Annotated in this window: 13 protein-coding genes; 3 read left to right on the top strand and 10 right to left on the bottom strand. The window is 46.9% G+C overall.

Translation table 11 applies throughout. The annotated features are described in order from the left end of the window. Positions 1-29: 29 nt before the first annotated feature. The 6 genes from MHH25_RS26150 to xylA form a co-directional block, all read right to left on the bottom strand. Positions 30-1181 carry an MFS transporter gene (locus tag MHH25_RS26150; RefSeq protein ID WP_340018532.1) on the bottom strand — a complete coding sequence of 384 codons (1152 nt, stop codon included), beginning with the start codon at positions 1179-1181 and terminating at the stop codon, positions 30-32. Between the two features lie 117 nt (positions 1182-1298). Continuing rightward, the gene (locus MHH25_RS26155; protein WP_036607093.1) at positions 1299-1697 is read right to left on the bottom strand and encodes an Rrf2 family transcriptional regulator; all 399 of its coding nucleotides are present in this window, start codon (positions 1695-1697) and stop codon (positions 1299-1301) included. Positions 1698-1880: 183 nt separating this feature from the next. Then, positions 1881-4010 (bottom strand): glycosyltransferase, encoded by a 2130-nt coding sequence (locus MHH25_RS26160; protein ID WP_340018533.1) that lies wholly within the window; start codon positions 4008-4010, stop codon positions 1881-1883. Positions 4011-4021: 11 nt separating this feature from the next. After that, a complete protein-coding gene (locus tag MHH25_RS26165) occupies positions 4022-4738 on the bottom strand; it encodes a glycosyltransferase family 2 protein (protein WP_256720160.1) in 717 nt (238 codons plus the stop codon). A gap of 221 nt (positions 4739-4959) precedes the next feature. Beyond that, positions 4960-6453 carry a xylulokinase gene (xylB, locus tag MHH25_RS26170; RefSeq protein ID WP_076253582.1) on the bottom strand — a complete coding sequence of 498 codons (1494 nt, stop codon included), beginning with the start codon at positions 6451-6453 and terminating at the stop codon, positions 4960-4962. A gap of 727 nt (positions 6454-7180) precedes the next feature. Continuing rightward, positions 7181-8497, bottom strand: coding sequence for a xylose isomerase (xylA, locus tag MHH25_RS26175; RefSeq protein ID WP_338707031.1), 1317 nt, complete (start codon positions 8495-8497; stop codon positions 7181-7183). A gap of 198 nt (positions 8498-8695) precedes the next feature. Between xylA and MHH25_RS26180 the strand changes: the two genes are divergently transcribed. Beyond that, a complete protein-coding gene (locus MHH25_RS26180) occupies positions 8696-9862 on the top strand; it encodes an ROK family protein (RefSeq protein WP_338707032.1) in 1167 nt (388 codons plus the stop codon). A 147-nt stretch (positions 9863-10009) separates the two neighbouring features. Continuing rightward, complete coding sequence (locus tag MHH25_RS26185) at positions 10010-10207, top strand: hypothetical protein (RefSeq protein ID WP_017692236.1); 198 nt, start codon at positions 10010-10012, stop codon at positions 10205-10207. 139 nt (positions 10208-10346) lie between these two features. Here the strand turns inward: MHH25_RS26185 and MHH25_RS26190 are convergent, their stop codons facing one another. Together MHH25_RS26190 and trxB are read right to left on the bottom strand one after the other, a co-directional pair. Continuing rightward, positions 10347-10577, bottom strand: coding sequence for a glutaredoxin family protein (locus MHH25_RS26190; protein WP_036606936.1), 231 nt, complete (start codon positions 10575-10577; stop codon positions 10347-10349). A gap of 61 nt (positions 10578-10638) precedes the next feature. Beyond that, entirely contained in the window at positions 10639-11580 is a 942-nt protein-coding gene (gene trxB / locus MHH25_RS26195) for a thioredoxin-disulfide reductase (protein WP_036606934.1), read from the bottom strand. Positions 11581-11836: 256 nt separating this feature from the next. Here trxB and MHH25_RS26200 point away from each other — a divergent pair, with 256 nt between their 5' ends. After that, positions 11837-12568: a ZIP family metal transporter gene (locus MHH25_RS26200; protein ID WP_036606933.1), complete on the top strand. Its 732-nt coding sequence runs from the start codon at positions 11837-11839 to the stop codon at positions 12566-12568. 122 nt (positions 12569-12690) lie between these two features. On the opposite strand, the gene MHH25_RS26205 is transcribed toward MHH25_RS26200, so the two are convergent. Both MHH25_RS26205 and MHH25_RS26210 read right to left on the bottom strand, forming a co-directional pair. Further along, positions 12691-13500: an alpha/beta hydrolase gene (locus MHH25_RS26205; protein WP_127546588.1), complete on the bottom strand. Its 810-nt coding sequence runs from the start codon at positions 13498-13500 to the stop codon at positions 12691-12693. A 132-nt stretch (positions 13501-13632) separates the two neighbouring features. Next, a complete protein-coding gene (locus MHH25_RS26210; RefSeq protein ID WP_340018534.1) occupies positions 13633-15645 on the bottom strand; it encodes a heavy metal translocating P-type ATPase in 2013 nt (670 codons plus the stop codon). Between the last annotated feature and the right edge of the window lie 244 nt (positions 15646-15889).

Consider the following 15889-nt stretch of genomic DNA (forward strand, 5'->3'; position numbering starts at 1 on the left):
CACTTCTTCCTTTTAAAAAGACATTGAATTCAACTTGGTTTTGTAGTCAACCTGAAGGAAACAAGGGCAATCGCCAACGCCAACAGCAGGACCATACCACCAATCCACCCCAAATTTTGAACGGAATTGTATTTCACAACTACACCTCCCAATCCGGCACCGAAAGTCATACCTATGTTCATTACTGCCGTATTGTAACTCAGGACTGTTTCAGAAGACTGTGGTCTCAATGTTATCAAATAGAACTGATTCGCGGGCGTTGTTATCCAGGCAGCTGTGCCCCAAATCATGATGGTCAGAAGAATACCTATTGTGGAACCTGCTGTGATTGGCAAAATAAAGAGGGCACCAGCATGAATAATCAAACTGATTGGAATCGTGCGAACAGGTCCCCATCGATCTACCGCATAGCCACCAAGACGGGAACCTATGAATGCAAATACACCCAATACAAGTAACGCCGTACTAATCATTTCTATTGAAAAATCGGCTACTGAACTTAAAAGTGGAGCGATATAAGCAAATACCATGGTGTAGCCCAGAATCCAGAAAACAGTCGTTAATAATCCGGTGATAACCTTTTTATCTTTGATAATCAATAATTGTTGCTTCAGGGAGAGAGACGGGGTACCCTCCATTCGAGGAATAAATCTGTACAACAGCATGAAATTAATAAATGCGATAATTGCAATCATGATATAAACGTAGTGCCAATCCATGTAGGCAGCAATGAAGGTACCAATCGGCACTCCTAATACCAATGAAACGGTGAATCCTGTGATGACAGTTGCAATGGCACTACCCTGTTTGCCAGAAGGAGCTAGTCTTGCAGCATAGTTCGTGGCTAGGACAAAATACAGACCACCACTCATGGCCAATACGATGCGTGAGAACATAAGCATGCCAAAGTTCAAACTGAAGAATGCAATGATATTTCCCAAGATAAAAATAAGCATGGAATACAGAAGTACTTTTTTACGTTGTAACTTGGAAGTCAGCATGACCAGAGCCCAGGCTCCCAATGCATGAGATAGTGCATATACGGTGACCAATTGTCCCGCTAATGAGATCGAAACCTGTAAATCGCGGGCAATGATATCTAAAACACCAGATACGACAAATTCGGCTGTTCCCACAACAAAGGCTCCTAAAGCCAATAAATAGATAATAAATGAATTCATTTCAGTCTCCTTTATTCAAAAGAATAGTGTGTGAAATCTTCTGGATATATTCGTTTGTTGAAATTTATAATAGATATAAAAGACAAATTATATCTATTATAAATACAAAAAAAATACTTAATGCATCATTGATATTTTACCGGCAATTGAAGATAATTTTCGATTTTTTAGCACTTCTTCCATCTGTCCTTCGGCAGTGATCATGGTTTCTTGAATTAAGCATCCCTGTTTATGATGACAGCAATCAAACAGAGAGGTTGTACCCTCAATGGCCTGTATGATGTCCAAAAACGTAAGATCCTCCCACTTCTCCTGAAGTGTATACCCGCCATGGGCACCAGATGAAGAATGAATCATCCCCTCTTTTGTCAATTTAGTTAAAATCTTGGACAGATATGTGGGTGAAACATTCTGCCACTTTGAAAGTTGCTGCACACCCACAGGTTTATCTGAATTGGATGCTGCAAGAAAAAGCATCGTGTGCAGGGCGTAATTGGTAGCTTTGGAATACTTCATCATCTCATTCCTCCTTAATAAAAGACTTAATATATCTACAATAACTCCTTTTATACAATTACGTCAATAACCCCCTCTCATAAAAGTGGCACATTGCGTCCACTCTTTTATCAGAGGAGGCTCTTGTTACAAACAACTGTTCCAGCAATATCTATACCTACACTTCCAATCTATATGCATGCTTTAGGCATTTTCCAATACGTTATCCTTCTCCAAATCTTTAAAGTATCGATCGTTATATAACATGCTTGGATGTGTTGGATGATAGGCGAGTGCGATATCATTATGTTCCCGGGCCTTGGCACGGTTACCCATCCGGTCATAACACACACATAGTTGCAGATGCGGCATCCAGGTCCAAGCTGCTTCATTCAGCACTACCATAGGGTCATCAGGACGTACAGCACGAGTCGCCTGTTCGTACCAGAACAGGGCCTTGCGATAATCTTCACGGTCGGCAAAATAACCACCCAATCGACAGCAAATCTCGGCTCTTGGCAAATCATAGGCAAATGATCGGAACAACGCCGTGACTTCCTGTTCCGAATGTTCAAGTGCAGCTTCACAATCCGCAATTTTCTGGCAAGCAGCGATCTGATCTTCCACCCAGCCCAGCCCGGTATCCAGAAACTTCTCATAGTACTTTACCGCATCCTCATGCTGGCCATGGTCCTTCAGTTCATTACCGAAATAATACAAGTCACGCGGCCCAAATTCCTCTCCGGCCTGTTCCCTTTTGCGATAGATCCGCAGATTACGATCGGTATACTCCTTATCTTTCTTGTGGGTAACCGCTATATCACTATGCAGCAGATTACCCGCTACAGCCAGATATTCATGCACCGCGCCAATCCAGCGAAATTGCCGATCCCGACGCACCAGACGATTCCGGCGCAGACTGTAGGCTACCTTGCCATCTGCTGTGAATGACAGATTGTAATCCATCGTGACACTATCAACATCCGGGTCGAGCGAACGTTTCAAGGCGATCAGTTTCGCCCGATCTTCCGGTTCGAACACATCGTCGGCATCCAGCCACAGAATATATTCACTCTTCGCCTGATCGAAGGCAAAGTTTCGTGCTGCTGCAAAGTCATCCACCCATTCAAAATCAACGATACGATCCGTATATCTGGAAGCGATCTGACGAGTACGATCCGTTGATCCGGTATCCACGATTACAATCTCATCGGCAATACCGTTGACCGAGTCCAGACATCTGGCGAGGGAAGCTTCTTCATTTTTCACAATCATACACAGGGTAATACTGATCGTCTCCTCACCTCTTCTCGCCCTGCGATTAAAGGCGGAAACCCCTGGCAGTTCGGACAATCGATAGATGTGGTACGCAGGGAAATGAGTATCAACGAACAAACGAAAACCCAGTGCCTGAGCACGGATGCAGAAATGACGATCTTCGCCCCAGAAGGATACATTGGGAATCTGGTCATATGAGACTCCTGCTGCCAGAACATTTTTGCGAATAAGGGTACATGCCCCTAGCCCTCCAACTTCATAACAACCCGGGATCCGCAGTTGAGTTAGAAAAGCAGTCGTTTGCGTGCCCTCGTCCTCCGTCTCGGTTCCGTCTACTGTTTTGCCACCACGGCGATACAAGGCATACTCATCTTGCAGCCATACCTGCGGCATTTCCCTGGCATCCGGCTGCCAGCGGGTCCAAAAAATATTGGATACAATGTCTTTGCCACTCAATACAAGTTGCTCCAGCGTCCGCGGATGCAGCACCAAGTCAGAATCAATCAGGAACACCGCATCGTAGTGATTGTCGCGTGCATATTGCAATATGCGATTTTTCAAACCGGCTACACGCCAAATCTGCTCATCCTGCCAATAGTGTCCTCCCTCATCCTTGCTGTACACCCCTTTGTTGTCAGGACTACCGCTACCATGTTCATCTGCTTGAATAACCGTCCCCTCATGCTGAAGCACAAATTCACGTAATATATTCGATGCGGCTTCTTCCACGTTATCGTCAACAAACAGATAGTCCGTCTTCACTGTTGTTCGTTCCAGTGCATGCAGAGAATCCAGAAATTCACGGAGCACCGGAGTTGTCTGGCGAACCGGGCTGGCGATCAGTATTCTTTCCTGGCCAGGCGCTTCAAGCGTTTCCGATTGGCGGGTTTCCAGCGAATTATCAGAACGTCTGGACGGTCGATGTTTACTCTGGCTCTCATGTTGCTCCTCTTTTTGATGTTCTTTCTCATTCTCTTTTTCTTGTGAATTCAGCTCTATTTGAGGTTGGGATTCTTCTTGCGATTTGCGTAACGGTTCTTTCTTCAACGTGCTCACTCCCCCTCTCCTTATTCGAACCATGCCAACAGTCGTGGCTCCTGATCCAATATCGATTCGTACTGTTCCTTCCAACCGTATCTTGCTTCAGGGTCCAGTGCTTGATAGCGTTCATATTTGCGGATACGGTCTTCTTCCCGCGCCCAACCATAGTGCTTCACCCGGGGAGCATGACATCCATAGGACCAATGTTGGATCGTTAACGGAAAACGACCACAATGCTGGGGTGTCTCCTTCCATTCATAGTTCATCCCCGGGTGATAACGAATCAGAAATGGCCGATAATAGGCATGCGCCTGCCAGAACTCATCTTCCCGGTAATGCGTCTCACTCCACATATCAAACAATCTGAAATAGATCGCATCTTCATTGCCACTGAGCAACAGATCCCGTACCAACCCAAAGTCACTGGTTAGAATCTCATCCGCATCCAGATTCAAAATCCACTCCGGATTGGTCGCCACCGTCTCTTCCCATTGTTGTTTTCTCAGGCTTACCTCGTCTGCAAAACGTGAAGCAGCGTTCTCCACTAATACGAGTGGAATACCGTCCAGAAGTTCCCTGCACAGCCCGACCGTTCCATCCGTGCTTCCGTCATCAATGATTACTGCGCGATCAATCCAGGGACGATGTCTCTCCAGTGCCTGCCTGAGATAACGATTCTCTTCATTACGAACGATCATCGACAAGGTAATATGTGGTCTTCCATGTTCCTCATGTCCATCCAAAGCTTCACCCCCTTGCTCAAACTTCTACCTATTAAAATTTCGGGCACACGATGCCTGGACGAATCACAATCCTCTATTTCCAATCTATGCAGAGCCTGAATGCGGATATGCAGGCCGAGTAAACCTTTCATGGGGTTAATCTTGATGAACGACAAAAAAGCACCCGCCTTCGCGGATGCTTTTAAATGTAATCATAAGATTAATGTAGTGAAATAAATGAATTAACGGTATTCAGCCAAACGATCATTGAGACTACGCGTCTGTCCATAGACTTCCTGATACAGTGCGAACAGTCCATCATAGACGGCAACCGTTTCCGGGTTCGGCTCATAGGACTTCGCTGGACGAATAAACGCTGTTGCACATTCTTGCAAAGACGGGAACCAGCCACAGCCATAGGCAGCCAGCATCGCTGCACCCATCGCTGGACCCTGTTCGCTCTCCAGCTTCACAATCGTGGCGTTAAAGACATCAGCCTGCATTTGCAACCAAGCTTCGTTCTTGGCGCCGCCACCAATGGAGATGACTTCATTGACGGTTTTGCCTGCACCACGCAGAATATCAATGGACTCGCGTAGCGAGAAGGTAATACCCTCCATCACCGCACGTCCAAAGTGCTCCAGCTTGTGCCCTGCATCCATACCGATGAAACTGCCACGGATATTCGCATCCGGATGAGGTGTACGCTCCCCAACGATATATGGTGTGAACAACAATCCGTTGCTGCCCGCCGGAATCTGATCGATGCCCTGCAAGAGCACATCAAACGATTTATCCGCTGCAAACGTATCCTTGAACCAGGACAGGCTATATCCTGCGGCAAGCGTTACACCCATAATATAGAAGGCATCTTTCTCTCCGTGGTTAAAAAAGTGTACTTTGCCTTCGAAGTCGAGATCTTTACGCTCTTCGTAGGAAAGCACAACCCCGGACGTTCCGATGCTGCACATCGTCTGTCCTTCACTCAGAATGCCTGCGCCAATGGCACCACACGCATTATCCGCACCACCTGCGTATACTTTTGTTGCAGCCGCTAGACCCGTTTGATCCGCAATCTCAGGCAGCAACGTGCCCACTTCCTCAAATGATTCCACAAGACGTGGACAAAGAGAGATTGGCAGTTCGAAAGCTTCTGCAATCTCGTCGCTCCACTGTTTGCCTGCAACGTCCAGCAACAAAGTTCCCGCTGCATCAGAATAATCCATAGCGTAATCCCCGGTCAGGCGATAACGCACATAGTCTTTAGGCAACAGGAACAAGGATGCTTGCTGTAACAATTCAGGCTCGTTCTCCTGAACCCACAGAATTTTTGGCAAGGTAAACCCTTCCAGTGCACGGTTCCGGGCAATACTTAACAGCTTGCCATCCAGCACTTTTTCGATGCGACGGCACTGAGCCGTTGTGCGTGTATCGTTCCACAGGATTGCGTTACGCAGCGGTTTACCTTCTGCATCCACCAAGACCAGTCCATGCATCTGACCGGAGAAGCTCAATCCCTCGATTTCCGAAGGCTGCACGCCAGATACTTCAAGCAATTTACGCAAGGAAACAATGGTCTGCTCTACCCAATCTTCGGGATTTTGTTCACTGTATCCAGCCTTGGGCTGGTACAACGGGTATGCCTCGGATGCTTCAAATGCCACTTTTCCTTCACGATTGACCAACACGGTTTTGACCGCACTGGTTCCAAGATCGACGCCAATTACGTAACTCATAGGTTAACTCCTCTCGTTTATCACAGGTTATATCCACGAAAGATCCAAGTACGCATGAAAGTCACTCCGTGATCAGAAAACCCTTGGATCGCCGTTACCCCCAGATTTCCTTTATACCCCTTAGCAAGGGTGAAATCCGGGGATAAATGCGACCGCTTTGCTTCCTCGGGTCCTTTCTGCTCACTCCGTTTTGCATGATACTGGACACACATGGATATGAAACGTGTAAAACATTACTCGTTCTTATAACAGAAAGATTGATCCAATAACCTTGATTCGTCATTGGTTATAAATGAAACCTTGATGCTCATGTGGTCACTCCGTGATCAGAAAACCCTCGGATCGCCGTTACCCCCGGATTTCCTTTAATCCCTTTGACAAGGGAGAAATCCGGGTATAAGCCTATGCTTCCGAAGCCAGCTTTCTTTCAGAAAGCTCTTAGCGAACGCTCCGCTTCCTCGGGTCCTTTCTGCTCACTCCGTTTTGCATGCACCATCTTAGACAACCATTTATATCAAAAAACTTAAAAACCATGTTATTTGTTTAACCAAAAAACCGCCCCCGTCTTCCCAAGGGAAAGTCGGGGACGGTCCGAATGTCATGCTTGTTCAGGCGTTCCATGGTACAAGCTAATCTTGTGCATAGGCTAGTTTGGACACTAATGTCCAACACATATGAGTTGAGTAACCATGGGTGGTCGACGTGCCCAACCCTGCCTAATCCGCTATTAGTCAGCCAGAATGTACTGGTTAAGTTGTGCTCTCAGCAATTCCTGACGTCCGGATTGGTTTTTGCGTGGGCTTTCGTTGTTGAGTGCATACTCAGCAAGGGAAGCCAGTGTTGCTTTACCTGCAACTACATCTGCACCGATACCTTCGCTGAAGCTGCTGTAACGTTTTTCGATGAAGTCATCGAATACGCGATCTTCAATCAACTTCGCTGCTACTTTCAGACCTTTTGCATACGTGTCCATACCTGCGATGTGTGCCAAGAACAGATCATCAGCTTCGAAGGAACCACGACGTACTTTCGCGTCAAAGTTCACACCACCACGGCCGATACCGCCGTTTTTCAATACTTCATACATTGTCAATGTAGCATCGTACATATCAACCGGGAACTCATCCGTATCCCAACCGATCAACATGTCGCCTTGGTTCGCATCGAGGGAACCGAGCATACCGTTTGTACGAGCAACGCGGATTTCGTGATCAAATGTATGACCAGCCAGTGTAGCATGGTTCGCTTCCAGGTTGAGTTTGAAGTGTTTGTCCAAATCGTATTTTTGCAAGAAAGCAATCGAAGTTGCTGCATCATAATCATATTGGTGTTTCGTTGGCTCTTTTGGTTTAGGCTCGATCAGGAATTGTGCATCAAAGCCAATTTCCTTCGCGTAGTCTACAGCCATGTGGAACATGCGAGCAATGTTGTCTTGCTCCAGTTGCATGTCTGTGTTCAACAACGTGTCGTAACCTTCACGACCGCCCCAGAATACATAGTTTTCAGCGCCCAGACGTTTACCAACTTCCAGACCTTTCTTGATCTGCGCTGCAGCGTGAGCGTACACGTCTGCGTTGCAAGTAGAAGCCGCACCAAACATGAAGCGTGGGTTCGAGAACATGTTCGCCGTGTTCCAGAGCAGTTTTTTGCCGCTGGATTTCATATGATCTTCAATCAGATCAACAATCGTATCAATGTTGCTGTAGAACTCACGCAGGTTGTTGCCTTCTGGTGCAATGTCCACATCGTGGAAACAGAAGAACGGGAGATTCATTTTTTCCAAAAATTCAAATGCCGCTTCCACGCGTACTTTCGCGAGGTCCAGACCCGAGTATTTATCCCACGAACGAACAGCTGTCTCCGCACCGAACGGGTCACTGCCGCCTGCAGTTAATGTATGCCAGTAAGCCATGCCAAAACGGAAATGTTCTTCCATCGATTTGCCGGCTACCACTTCTTCCGGATTATAATGTTTAAAAGCAAAAGGATTCTTGGAATCTTTACCTTCAAATGCAATTTTATTAACGGATTCAAAATAGGCCATGTGTAAAATGCCTCCTCAATAGTTTTAAGAAATCGTTTACACCGTTATCCTATCACATCGAATTTACTTTGTCTATTGGTTAAACAAAGTAAAATAAAATTGTTTTTTACATGGTTGTTTACGCTATAATAGTCGAATAACTTGTTTCGGATGTGGGTCAGAACCCTTTTATCAGAAGAATAGGAGTGCCTTAACCATATGAAAATTACCGGAGACCAGATGCTGGTCAAAAAAATAAACAAGTCGATCGTTCTGGATACGATCCGGCGCCATGCCCCTCTTTCTCGCGCACGAGTGTCCGAGGTTACGGGGCTGAACAAAGCAACGGTATCCAACCTGGTTGCTGATCTGATCAGTGATGACCTGGTGCAGGAGATTGGCCCTGGGGAATCCAGCGGCGGACGTAAACCACTCATGCTGCTGTTTCGAGGGACATCAGGCTATGCAGTCGGTCTGGAACTCAGTGTGACCCATTTGAAAGGCGTGCTTACAGATCTGGAAGGACACATCATTACAGAGTACGCAGTGACCTTGGAACATCATGACGTGTCCTCTGTACTGGAGCAATTGAAATTGGCAGCAAAACAGCTCATTGAAGCAGCTCCTGCTTCCCCTCATGGAGTCATTGGGATTGGCATCGGGGTGCCCGGCATGGTGGATGAGGCAGGAACGGTCCTGTTTGCACCCAACTTGGGGTGGGAGAAGGTAGCTCTGCGCTCGATGCTTGAAGAAGAATTTCAACTGCCTGTAACGATCGATAATGAAGCCAATGCTGGTGCCCATGGAGAGTTGAATTTTGGGGCAGGTATCGGTGTACGTCACATGATCTACATCAGTGCAGGCATGGGGATTGGTTCAGGCATCATGGTAGATGGTGAATTATACAAAGGCGCGTGGGGCTACGCAGGAGAAACAGGCCATATGTCCATTGAAGCGGAAGGTCTGCCCTGCTCCTGTGGTAATCGTGGTTGCTGGGAGTTGTACGCCTCGGAAAAAGCCTACGAGCACCCGGATCACCAGCTAAAATTACCTGCTCATACCACACGAGAGCTTATTCATCATGCGGAGCAAGGCCACGATGCTGTTCAAGAATTATACAACACGATTGGACGCAAACTGGGGATTGGCATTACCAATATCGTTAACAGTTTCAACCCGGAACGTATTATCATTGGCGGTCCGCTCTCTGAAGCAGGTCCCTGGATTGAAACAGCGTTAAAACAAGTTGTGGAGGAACGTACATTACCTTATCACCGCCGCAGTTTGCAGATTGAATGGGCAGCTCTGGGCAGCCGTTCCACCCGCGTTGGTGCCGCTTACTCTGCGATATCCCAGTTTTTAGGTAAAATTAGGGTGTCTGTCTAATAACAGATGAAAATTGACATCATTTCGCCCCATTTCCTCCCTTTTTGTTAAAGAAATCCAGATGTATAATGGGGTTATGTGATTTTTGTCATGGCTGTGTGAATCAAGCTGTGTTAATTCCGATAACGAAACGGAGTGAAAAAAAGCGTGACCTACGTGGATACTTCAGATATCTCGGCGCAAATGTTTGTCACCGTCCTCCTGTTCCTGATTGTGCTTGCGCCCCTGTTCAGCCTTGGCATACTCCGATTGTTCCAGAGCAAAAAGAAGGCTGGTTTCATGTACATGCTGTCAGGATTGCTGGTGTATGTTGTATTTCAGACTTTCATGAGTATTTTTTTCTAGATCATATTCTGCGTTTGCACAAAAAACCGTACCCTTCCGGGTACGGTTCTTTCTATATCCTAACGGCTCGCGAAAACCGGAATTGCATATGAATCGAAAATTTCTTTCAACACATGATGATTCAGATAATCAGCCTGATTTAAGCGTCCAATGCTTTGGCAAATTGGGTTTTATTCATACCCAGAATGCGATGTTCACCAATGACAGTCAATGGCACAGCACGTACGCCCATGTCCCATACTTGTTGCGCAAATTCATCGCTAGTTTCGATGTTGCGCTCTTCATAAGAGATACCTTTGTCAGCCAGGAACGTTTTTACGGATTTACAGTTCGGGCAGTTGGTAGATGTATATAAAATTACGTTTTCCATGTTTAATTCACCTCATATGTTTTTTATTAATCTATCGTTTGGTTGGAATCAGCTCATTCTATTACAGAACAACTGCGCTGTGCTCCAAGCTTTCAATGTATTTCTCTGTGTCCATAGCAGCCATACATCCGCTACCTGCAGCTGTTATCGCTTGTTTGTAACGAGTATCTTGAACGTCACCACATGCGAATACGCCTGGGATGTTTGTCTCGGATGTGCCTGGTGTAGTCAGGATATAACCATGTTCATCCGTAGTGATTTGTCCGCCAAGGAATCCCGTGTTTGGAGTGTGACCGATAGCTACGAATACGCCGCTTGCCGGAATCACTTCTTCTTCACCTGTTTCGTTGTTCAACACTTTCAATCCGGTTACGCCGTTGTCGCCAGCAAGTACTTCGAGTGGTGTACGGTTCAAAGCCATTTCTACTTTTTCGTTGCTACGTGCACGATCCTGCATGATTTTGGAGCCACGCAGTTCTTCACGACGGTGTACCAGCGTTACTTTGGAACCGAAACGGGACAGGAAGCTTGCTTCCTCAAGAGCAGAGTCACCACCGCCGATGACGATGATTTCTTTGTTACGGAAGAAGAATCCATCACATGTTGCACATGTGCTGACACCGCGGCCTATATTCGTTTCTTCGCCAGGGATACCCAGGTATTTAGCAGTTGCGCCTGTGGACAGGATCAATGTTTCCGATACGAGTTCACCCATACCTTCAACTTGAATCTTGAATGGACGCTCGCTCATGTCGATGTTGTTCACCCAGCCTGTGCGGAATTCAGCACCGAAGCGCTCAGCTTGTTTACGCATGTTGTCCATCAGTTCAGGACCCATAATACCATCAGGGAAACCTGGGAAGTTCTCCACTTCAGTCGTTGTTGTCAGTTGGCCACCAGGTTGTGGTCCTTCAATAACGAGTGGGTTCATGTTGGCACGTGCCAGATAGATTGCTGCTGTCAGCCCTGCAGGGCCTGTTCCGATAATGATTGATTTATACATGTATAGTTCCTCCCCCGGGTTCTGCAAAAAGGTTAGACCCTCCGGCATCAAAAGCTTAGGCTTTTGCATACACTAGAACGAAAAGCCTACATCATGTCCACAAGACCTGCCCGTGTAATGACAATTGCCCTATGCAGAAACGGAATTCTAATTTATAATCATTCTAATCTGTTGTTCATTATGATCTCTTTTATGTACGGTGTCAATGCTCGGCAGCGATTATGAAGAAGTCTTCATCAGGAGGGAAAATGGAAGCATGAACGATGCACTCATTGGCAGTTTTATATCAGCCATGTCTACCGGCCTAGGGGCCGTACCGATTCTATTTATGCGTAAAATATCACACCGTCTGCGTGATATCTTGCTGGCATACGCCGCAGGTATTATGACCTCAGCCTCGGTGTATAATCTCATTCCGGAAGCGCTTGGCCAATCAAATCTCTTTGTACTTGCATTTGGTATTATGCTTGGTAGCTTGGTTCTACTGGTGCTGGAGATGAAGATTCCACACGTCGATCTGGAGAATCCCGAGAAAATGCCATTTAAAATTGAAACCAAAGCCTTCATGATTATTGCAGCCATCACCATGCATAACCTGCCAGAAGGGTTATCCGTTGGCGTCAGCTATGCAAGCTCGGATGAGAACCTGGGCAATCTCATTGCCTTTTCCATTGGATTGCAAAATGCGCCGGAAGGATTTCTGGTGGCCCTTTTCCTAGTAAACCAGAACATTGGCCGCTTCAAAGCGCTGGGTATTGCCACCCTGACCGGAGCGGTAGAGATTATTACAGCTATGATTGGTTACACCTTGAGCAGTCTCGTAGCTGGTCTTGTGCCTTATGGTCTGGCCTTTGCAGCCGGTGCGATGATGTTCATTGTTTATAAGGAACTTATTCCCGAGAGTCACGGCGATGGCAATGCACGTGTGGCGACGATGTCCTTTTTACTCGGGCTCATCACGATGATTGGTCTGACCGAACTGTTTTAATTGAAGACTAAAGAACCCGGCGAACAGTCCAAGACTGTCAACCGGGTTCTTTGTTTAGCCACAAATGAAGATTCCATGAAATTACTGGGATCGTCTGTCAGAGGTATTATGCCCTCTCCTGATCAGGATTGGATGAAACGAATCAATTCCGAATTGAATTTTTCCAATTCATCATAGAATGCACCATGACCACTCTCTTCAAAAGCAATCAGCTGAGACGAAGCGATGCCTTGGTGCATCTGCTCGGCGAACTCAAACGGACAGATCTCATCTTTTTTCCCGTGTAAAATGGCTGTTGGCACCTGAATGGAACTCAGGTCACCTCGCAAGTCCTCATCCCGCAACGCAATTGCACTGCGAATGGTACCATAAGATGAAGCTTCCATGCCGAGGGCGTGGAACCAATCCATGAATGGCTGACTGTGTTTCTTCGCGAAGAACATGCCGCCAAACGTCTCCAGTAACTTCGGACGATCTGCAAAGATTGGCTCAATGATCTGCTCGTTCAGCTGCTCTGGAGTCAATCCATACGGATAACCTTCACGCTGTGTGAACACAGGTGCTGCCGCAGATAACAAGGCCAGCTTGGAGACGCCATGTCCCTTATGGCGAGCCATGTAATGTACTGCGATCGCTCCACCCATAGAGAATCCTGCGAGTACCGCGTCTTTCAGCTCCAGATCATCAATAACGGCACGAACATCGTCTGCCATGCGATCATAATCATATCCTGTGGAAGGCTTATCCGATAAGCCATATCCTCTAAAATCTATCGCAATGGCACGAATGCCATGGTTCGGCAGTACGTTCAATTGATATTCAAACATTTTATAATTAACAGGCCAGCCGTGCAAAAAGACAACCGGGGTTCCTTCGCCAATATCTTCAACATATACTTTTACATTTGGTTCCACTTGTACATAACGTCCCATATTTCACAGCTCCCTTAGTATCGAATCGTCTCTTCGAATCATTACCCGCTGACCCAAGGTTCAAACGTAAGCTGTTCAACCAGCCGCATACTACTAGCGAGACCAATTAGCCATTTTCCTCTTCTAATCTGATTACCGTAGCAGTCTAAGCCCATTCAGAATAACCAGAATTGTACTGCCTTCATGACCTACCACACCCAGAGGCAATGCAACGTCTTGGAGGAAGTTACCAACAATCAAAGCCAGAATAACGGTAATGGCAAAAAACATATTCTGTTTCACCGTGCGCTGTGCTCGACGAGCCTGCCCAATCACCCAAGCGATCTCTTCAATGTTATCGTTCATCAGTACCGCATCAGCGACCTCCAGTGCAGTCCCGCTGCCGGACAATCCCATCCCCATACCCACAGTAGCTGCTGCAAGTGCCGGTGCATCATTGACACCATCCCCTACCATCAGCACAGGACCATACTGTTTGCGGAGTGCTTGTACCTGCTTCACCTTATCTCCAGGCAACAAGTCTGCATAGACCATGTTTACTCCAGTTTCACGCGCAATTACAGAAGCTGATCTGGCTCGATCTCCTGTTAACATGGCAACTTTTACACCCATCGCTTCAAGCTTTTTCACTGCAGCTGCTGCCTGTGGCCGTACCATATCCCGCATCGCGATCAGCCCGACTAATTCACCATCAGCCATAACAGCGGATACGGTTTTTCCCTCCCCTTCAAGACGAGAGCATACATCGCCCCACTCAGAAGATACCTTCACAGGGTTAACATCATGTTCATCTGGATCAACGTTGCTGCCTGTCATCTTCTCTGACTGCATAGATCTCAGTACATCTGTTTTGCCAATGCTCCAGACCACATCGTTCACAGTTCCTTCGATGCCCCAGCCTGTTAGAGCCTGTACGTGCTCCGCTTCCTGAAGTGTAATGTTCTCCTTGTTCGCCTGATCTACGATGGCACGAGCCAAAGGGTGCATGGACAGGTTCTCAATCGCCGCTACTGCAGCTAACAGCTGGGCACGATCTACATGTTCAGCCGTAATAATATCGGTCACTTGCGGGGTGCCCATGGTCAATGTACCTGTTTTGTCAAAAGCCACGACCCGCGTGCGAGCCATATTCTCCATATGGGCACCTCCCTTAAAGAGAATGCCTCGGCGGGCGCTGCTGGACATCGCGGACAGCATAACAGGCATGATGGAAGACACCAATGCACAAGGTGAAGCAACAACCAGAAACACCATCGCTTTATAAAATGCCTCATTCCATGTCCAGCCAAGCAGTAGTGGAGTTCCTGCAATCACAAGTAAAGTTACCCCTACAACAAAACGTGCGTAAATTCCTTCAAACCGCTCCATAAAACGCTGGGAATCCGGCACTTCTGCCTGCGCTTCTTCCACCATTTTAATGATTTTGCCAAACAGTGACCCTTCAGCCGATTTTGTAACCTCTACGTATAATGCACCCTCCCCGTTTACCGTACCTGCATAGACTTCATCCCCCGCAACTTTGTCCACAGGCAGGGATTCTCCGGTGATGGATGACTGATTGATAAAAGAACTCCCACGGTACACCACGCCATCTGCTGGGATGAGTTCTCCCGGTTTGACCAACAGCAGATCACCCGGCTCCAGATCATCAATAGCCACGAGGTTCATCTGTCCGTCCTCAATACGCAGTGCAGTCTCCGGCTTCAGCGCCAGTAAAGATGAGATATCCTTATGACTTCGCTCTGTCGCATAACTTTCCAACGCACCACTGAGTGCAAAAATAAAGATTAGCATCGCACCTTCATTCCAGTAACCGATGGCTGCTGCCCCAAGGGATGCGGCAATCATCAGAAGGTTTACATCCAGATCACGTTCCTTCACCAGTGTCTCGATGCCTTCCTTCGCTTTGGTCCAACCGCCAACGGCATACGCCACAATGTAGAGCATGATGGATAAGGTACCAAAATAAGGTGCAGTTCCCCAGGCAATCAGCATCAACAGCCCGCTGCCCAATGCAGATTGCATCTCTTTATTCTGCACCATGGCTCGAAAATCAGGCTTACGTCCCCGGTTTGGGCCTGGTGTTTGGGATAAGCGCTGTTCCGCTTGTTTCTGTCTGTGTAGTGGTTGATGTATCGCTTGCATATGAATCACGTTCCTTTCGAATGGTAGGTTTGCGGATGACGAGTCTGCTAAATTCCGCTCCCAAAAATGAAGTTGTATTGAGAATGAGAGCCATTGTTAATGCCCTAAAAATGACACATGCTGCTGCGGGAATCCCGCAGCAGCATGGTTTTGTGAATGATTTTGAAATAATCTCGAATGAGAATGATAATCATTTTTGCACTTATGCAATTGTGTTTACTCAATACAACTTTTAATCAGTATA

This window comes from Paenibacillus sp. FSL H3-0457, assembly GCF_037981725.1.
GTDB lineage: Bacteria > Bacillota > Bacilli > Paenibacillales > Paenibacillaceae > Paenibacillus > Paenibacillus amylolyticus.

Coding starts and splice junctions, on each gene's coding strand:
- xylA (WP_338707031.1), bottom strand. CDS start 8,497: ATGGCCTATTTTGAATCCGTTAATAAAATTGCATTTGAAGGTAAAGAT.
- MHH25_RS26190 (WP_036606936.1), bottom strand. CDS start 10,577: ATGGAAAACGTAATTTTATATACATCTACCAACTGCCCGAACTGTAAA.
- MHH25_RS26205 (WP_127546588.1), bottom strand. CDS start 13,500: ATGGGACGTTATGTACAAGTGGAACCAAATGTAAAAGTATATGTTGAA.
- MHH25_RS26210 (WP_340018534.1), bottom strand. CDS start 15,645: ATGCAAGCGATACATCAACCACTACACAGACAGAAACAAGCGGAACAG.
- xylB (WP_076253582.1), bottom strand. CDS start 6,453: ATGAGTTACGTAATTGGCGTCGATCTTGGAACCAGTGCGGTCAAAACC.
- MHH25_RS26200 (WP_036606933.1), top strand. CDS start 11,837: ATGAACGATGCACTCATTGGCAGTTTTATATCAGCCATGTCTACCGGC.
- trxB (WP_036606934.1), bottom strand. CDS start 11,580: ATGTATAAATCAATCATTATCGGAACAGGCCCTGCAGGGCTGACAGCA.
- MHH25_RS26150 (WP_340018532.1), bottom strand. CDS start 1,181: ATGAATTCATTTATTATCTATTTATTGGCTTTAGGAGCCTTTGTTGTG.
- MHH25_RS26155 (WP_036607093.1), bottom strand. CDS start 1,697: ATGAAGTATTCCAAAGCTACCAATTACGCCCTGCACACGATGCTTTTT.
- MHH25_RS26180 (WP_338707032.1), top strand. CDS start 8,696: ATGAAAATTACCGGAGACCAGATGCTGGTCAAAAAAATAAACAAGTCG.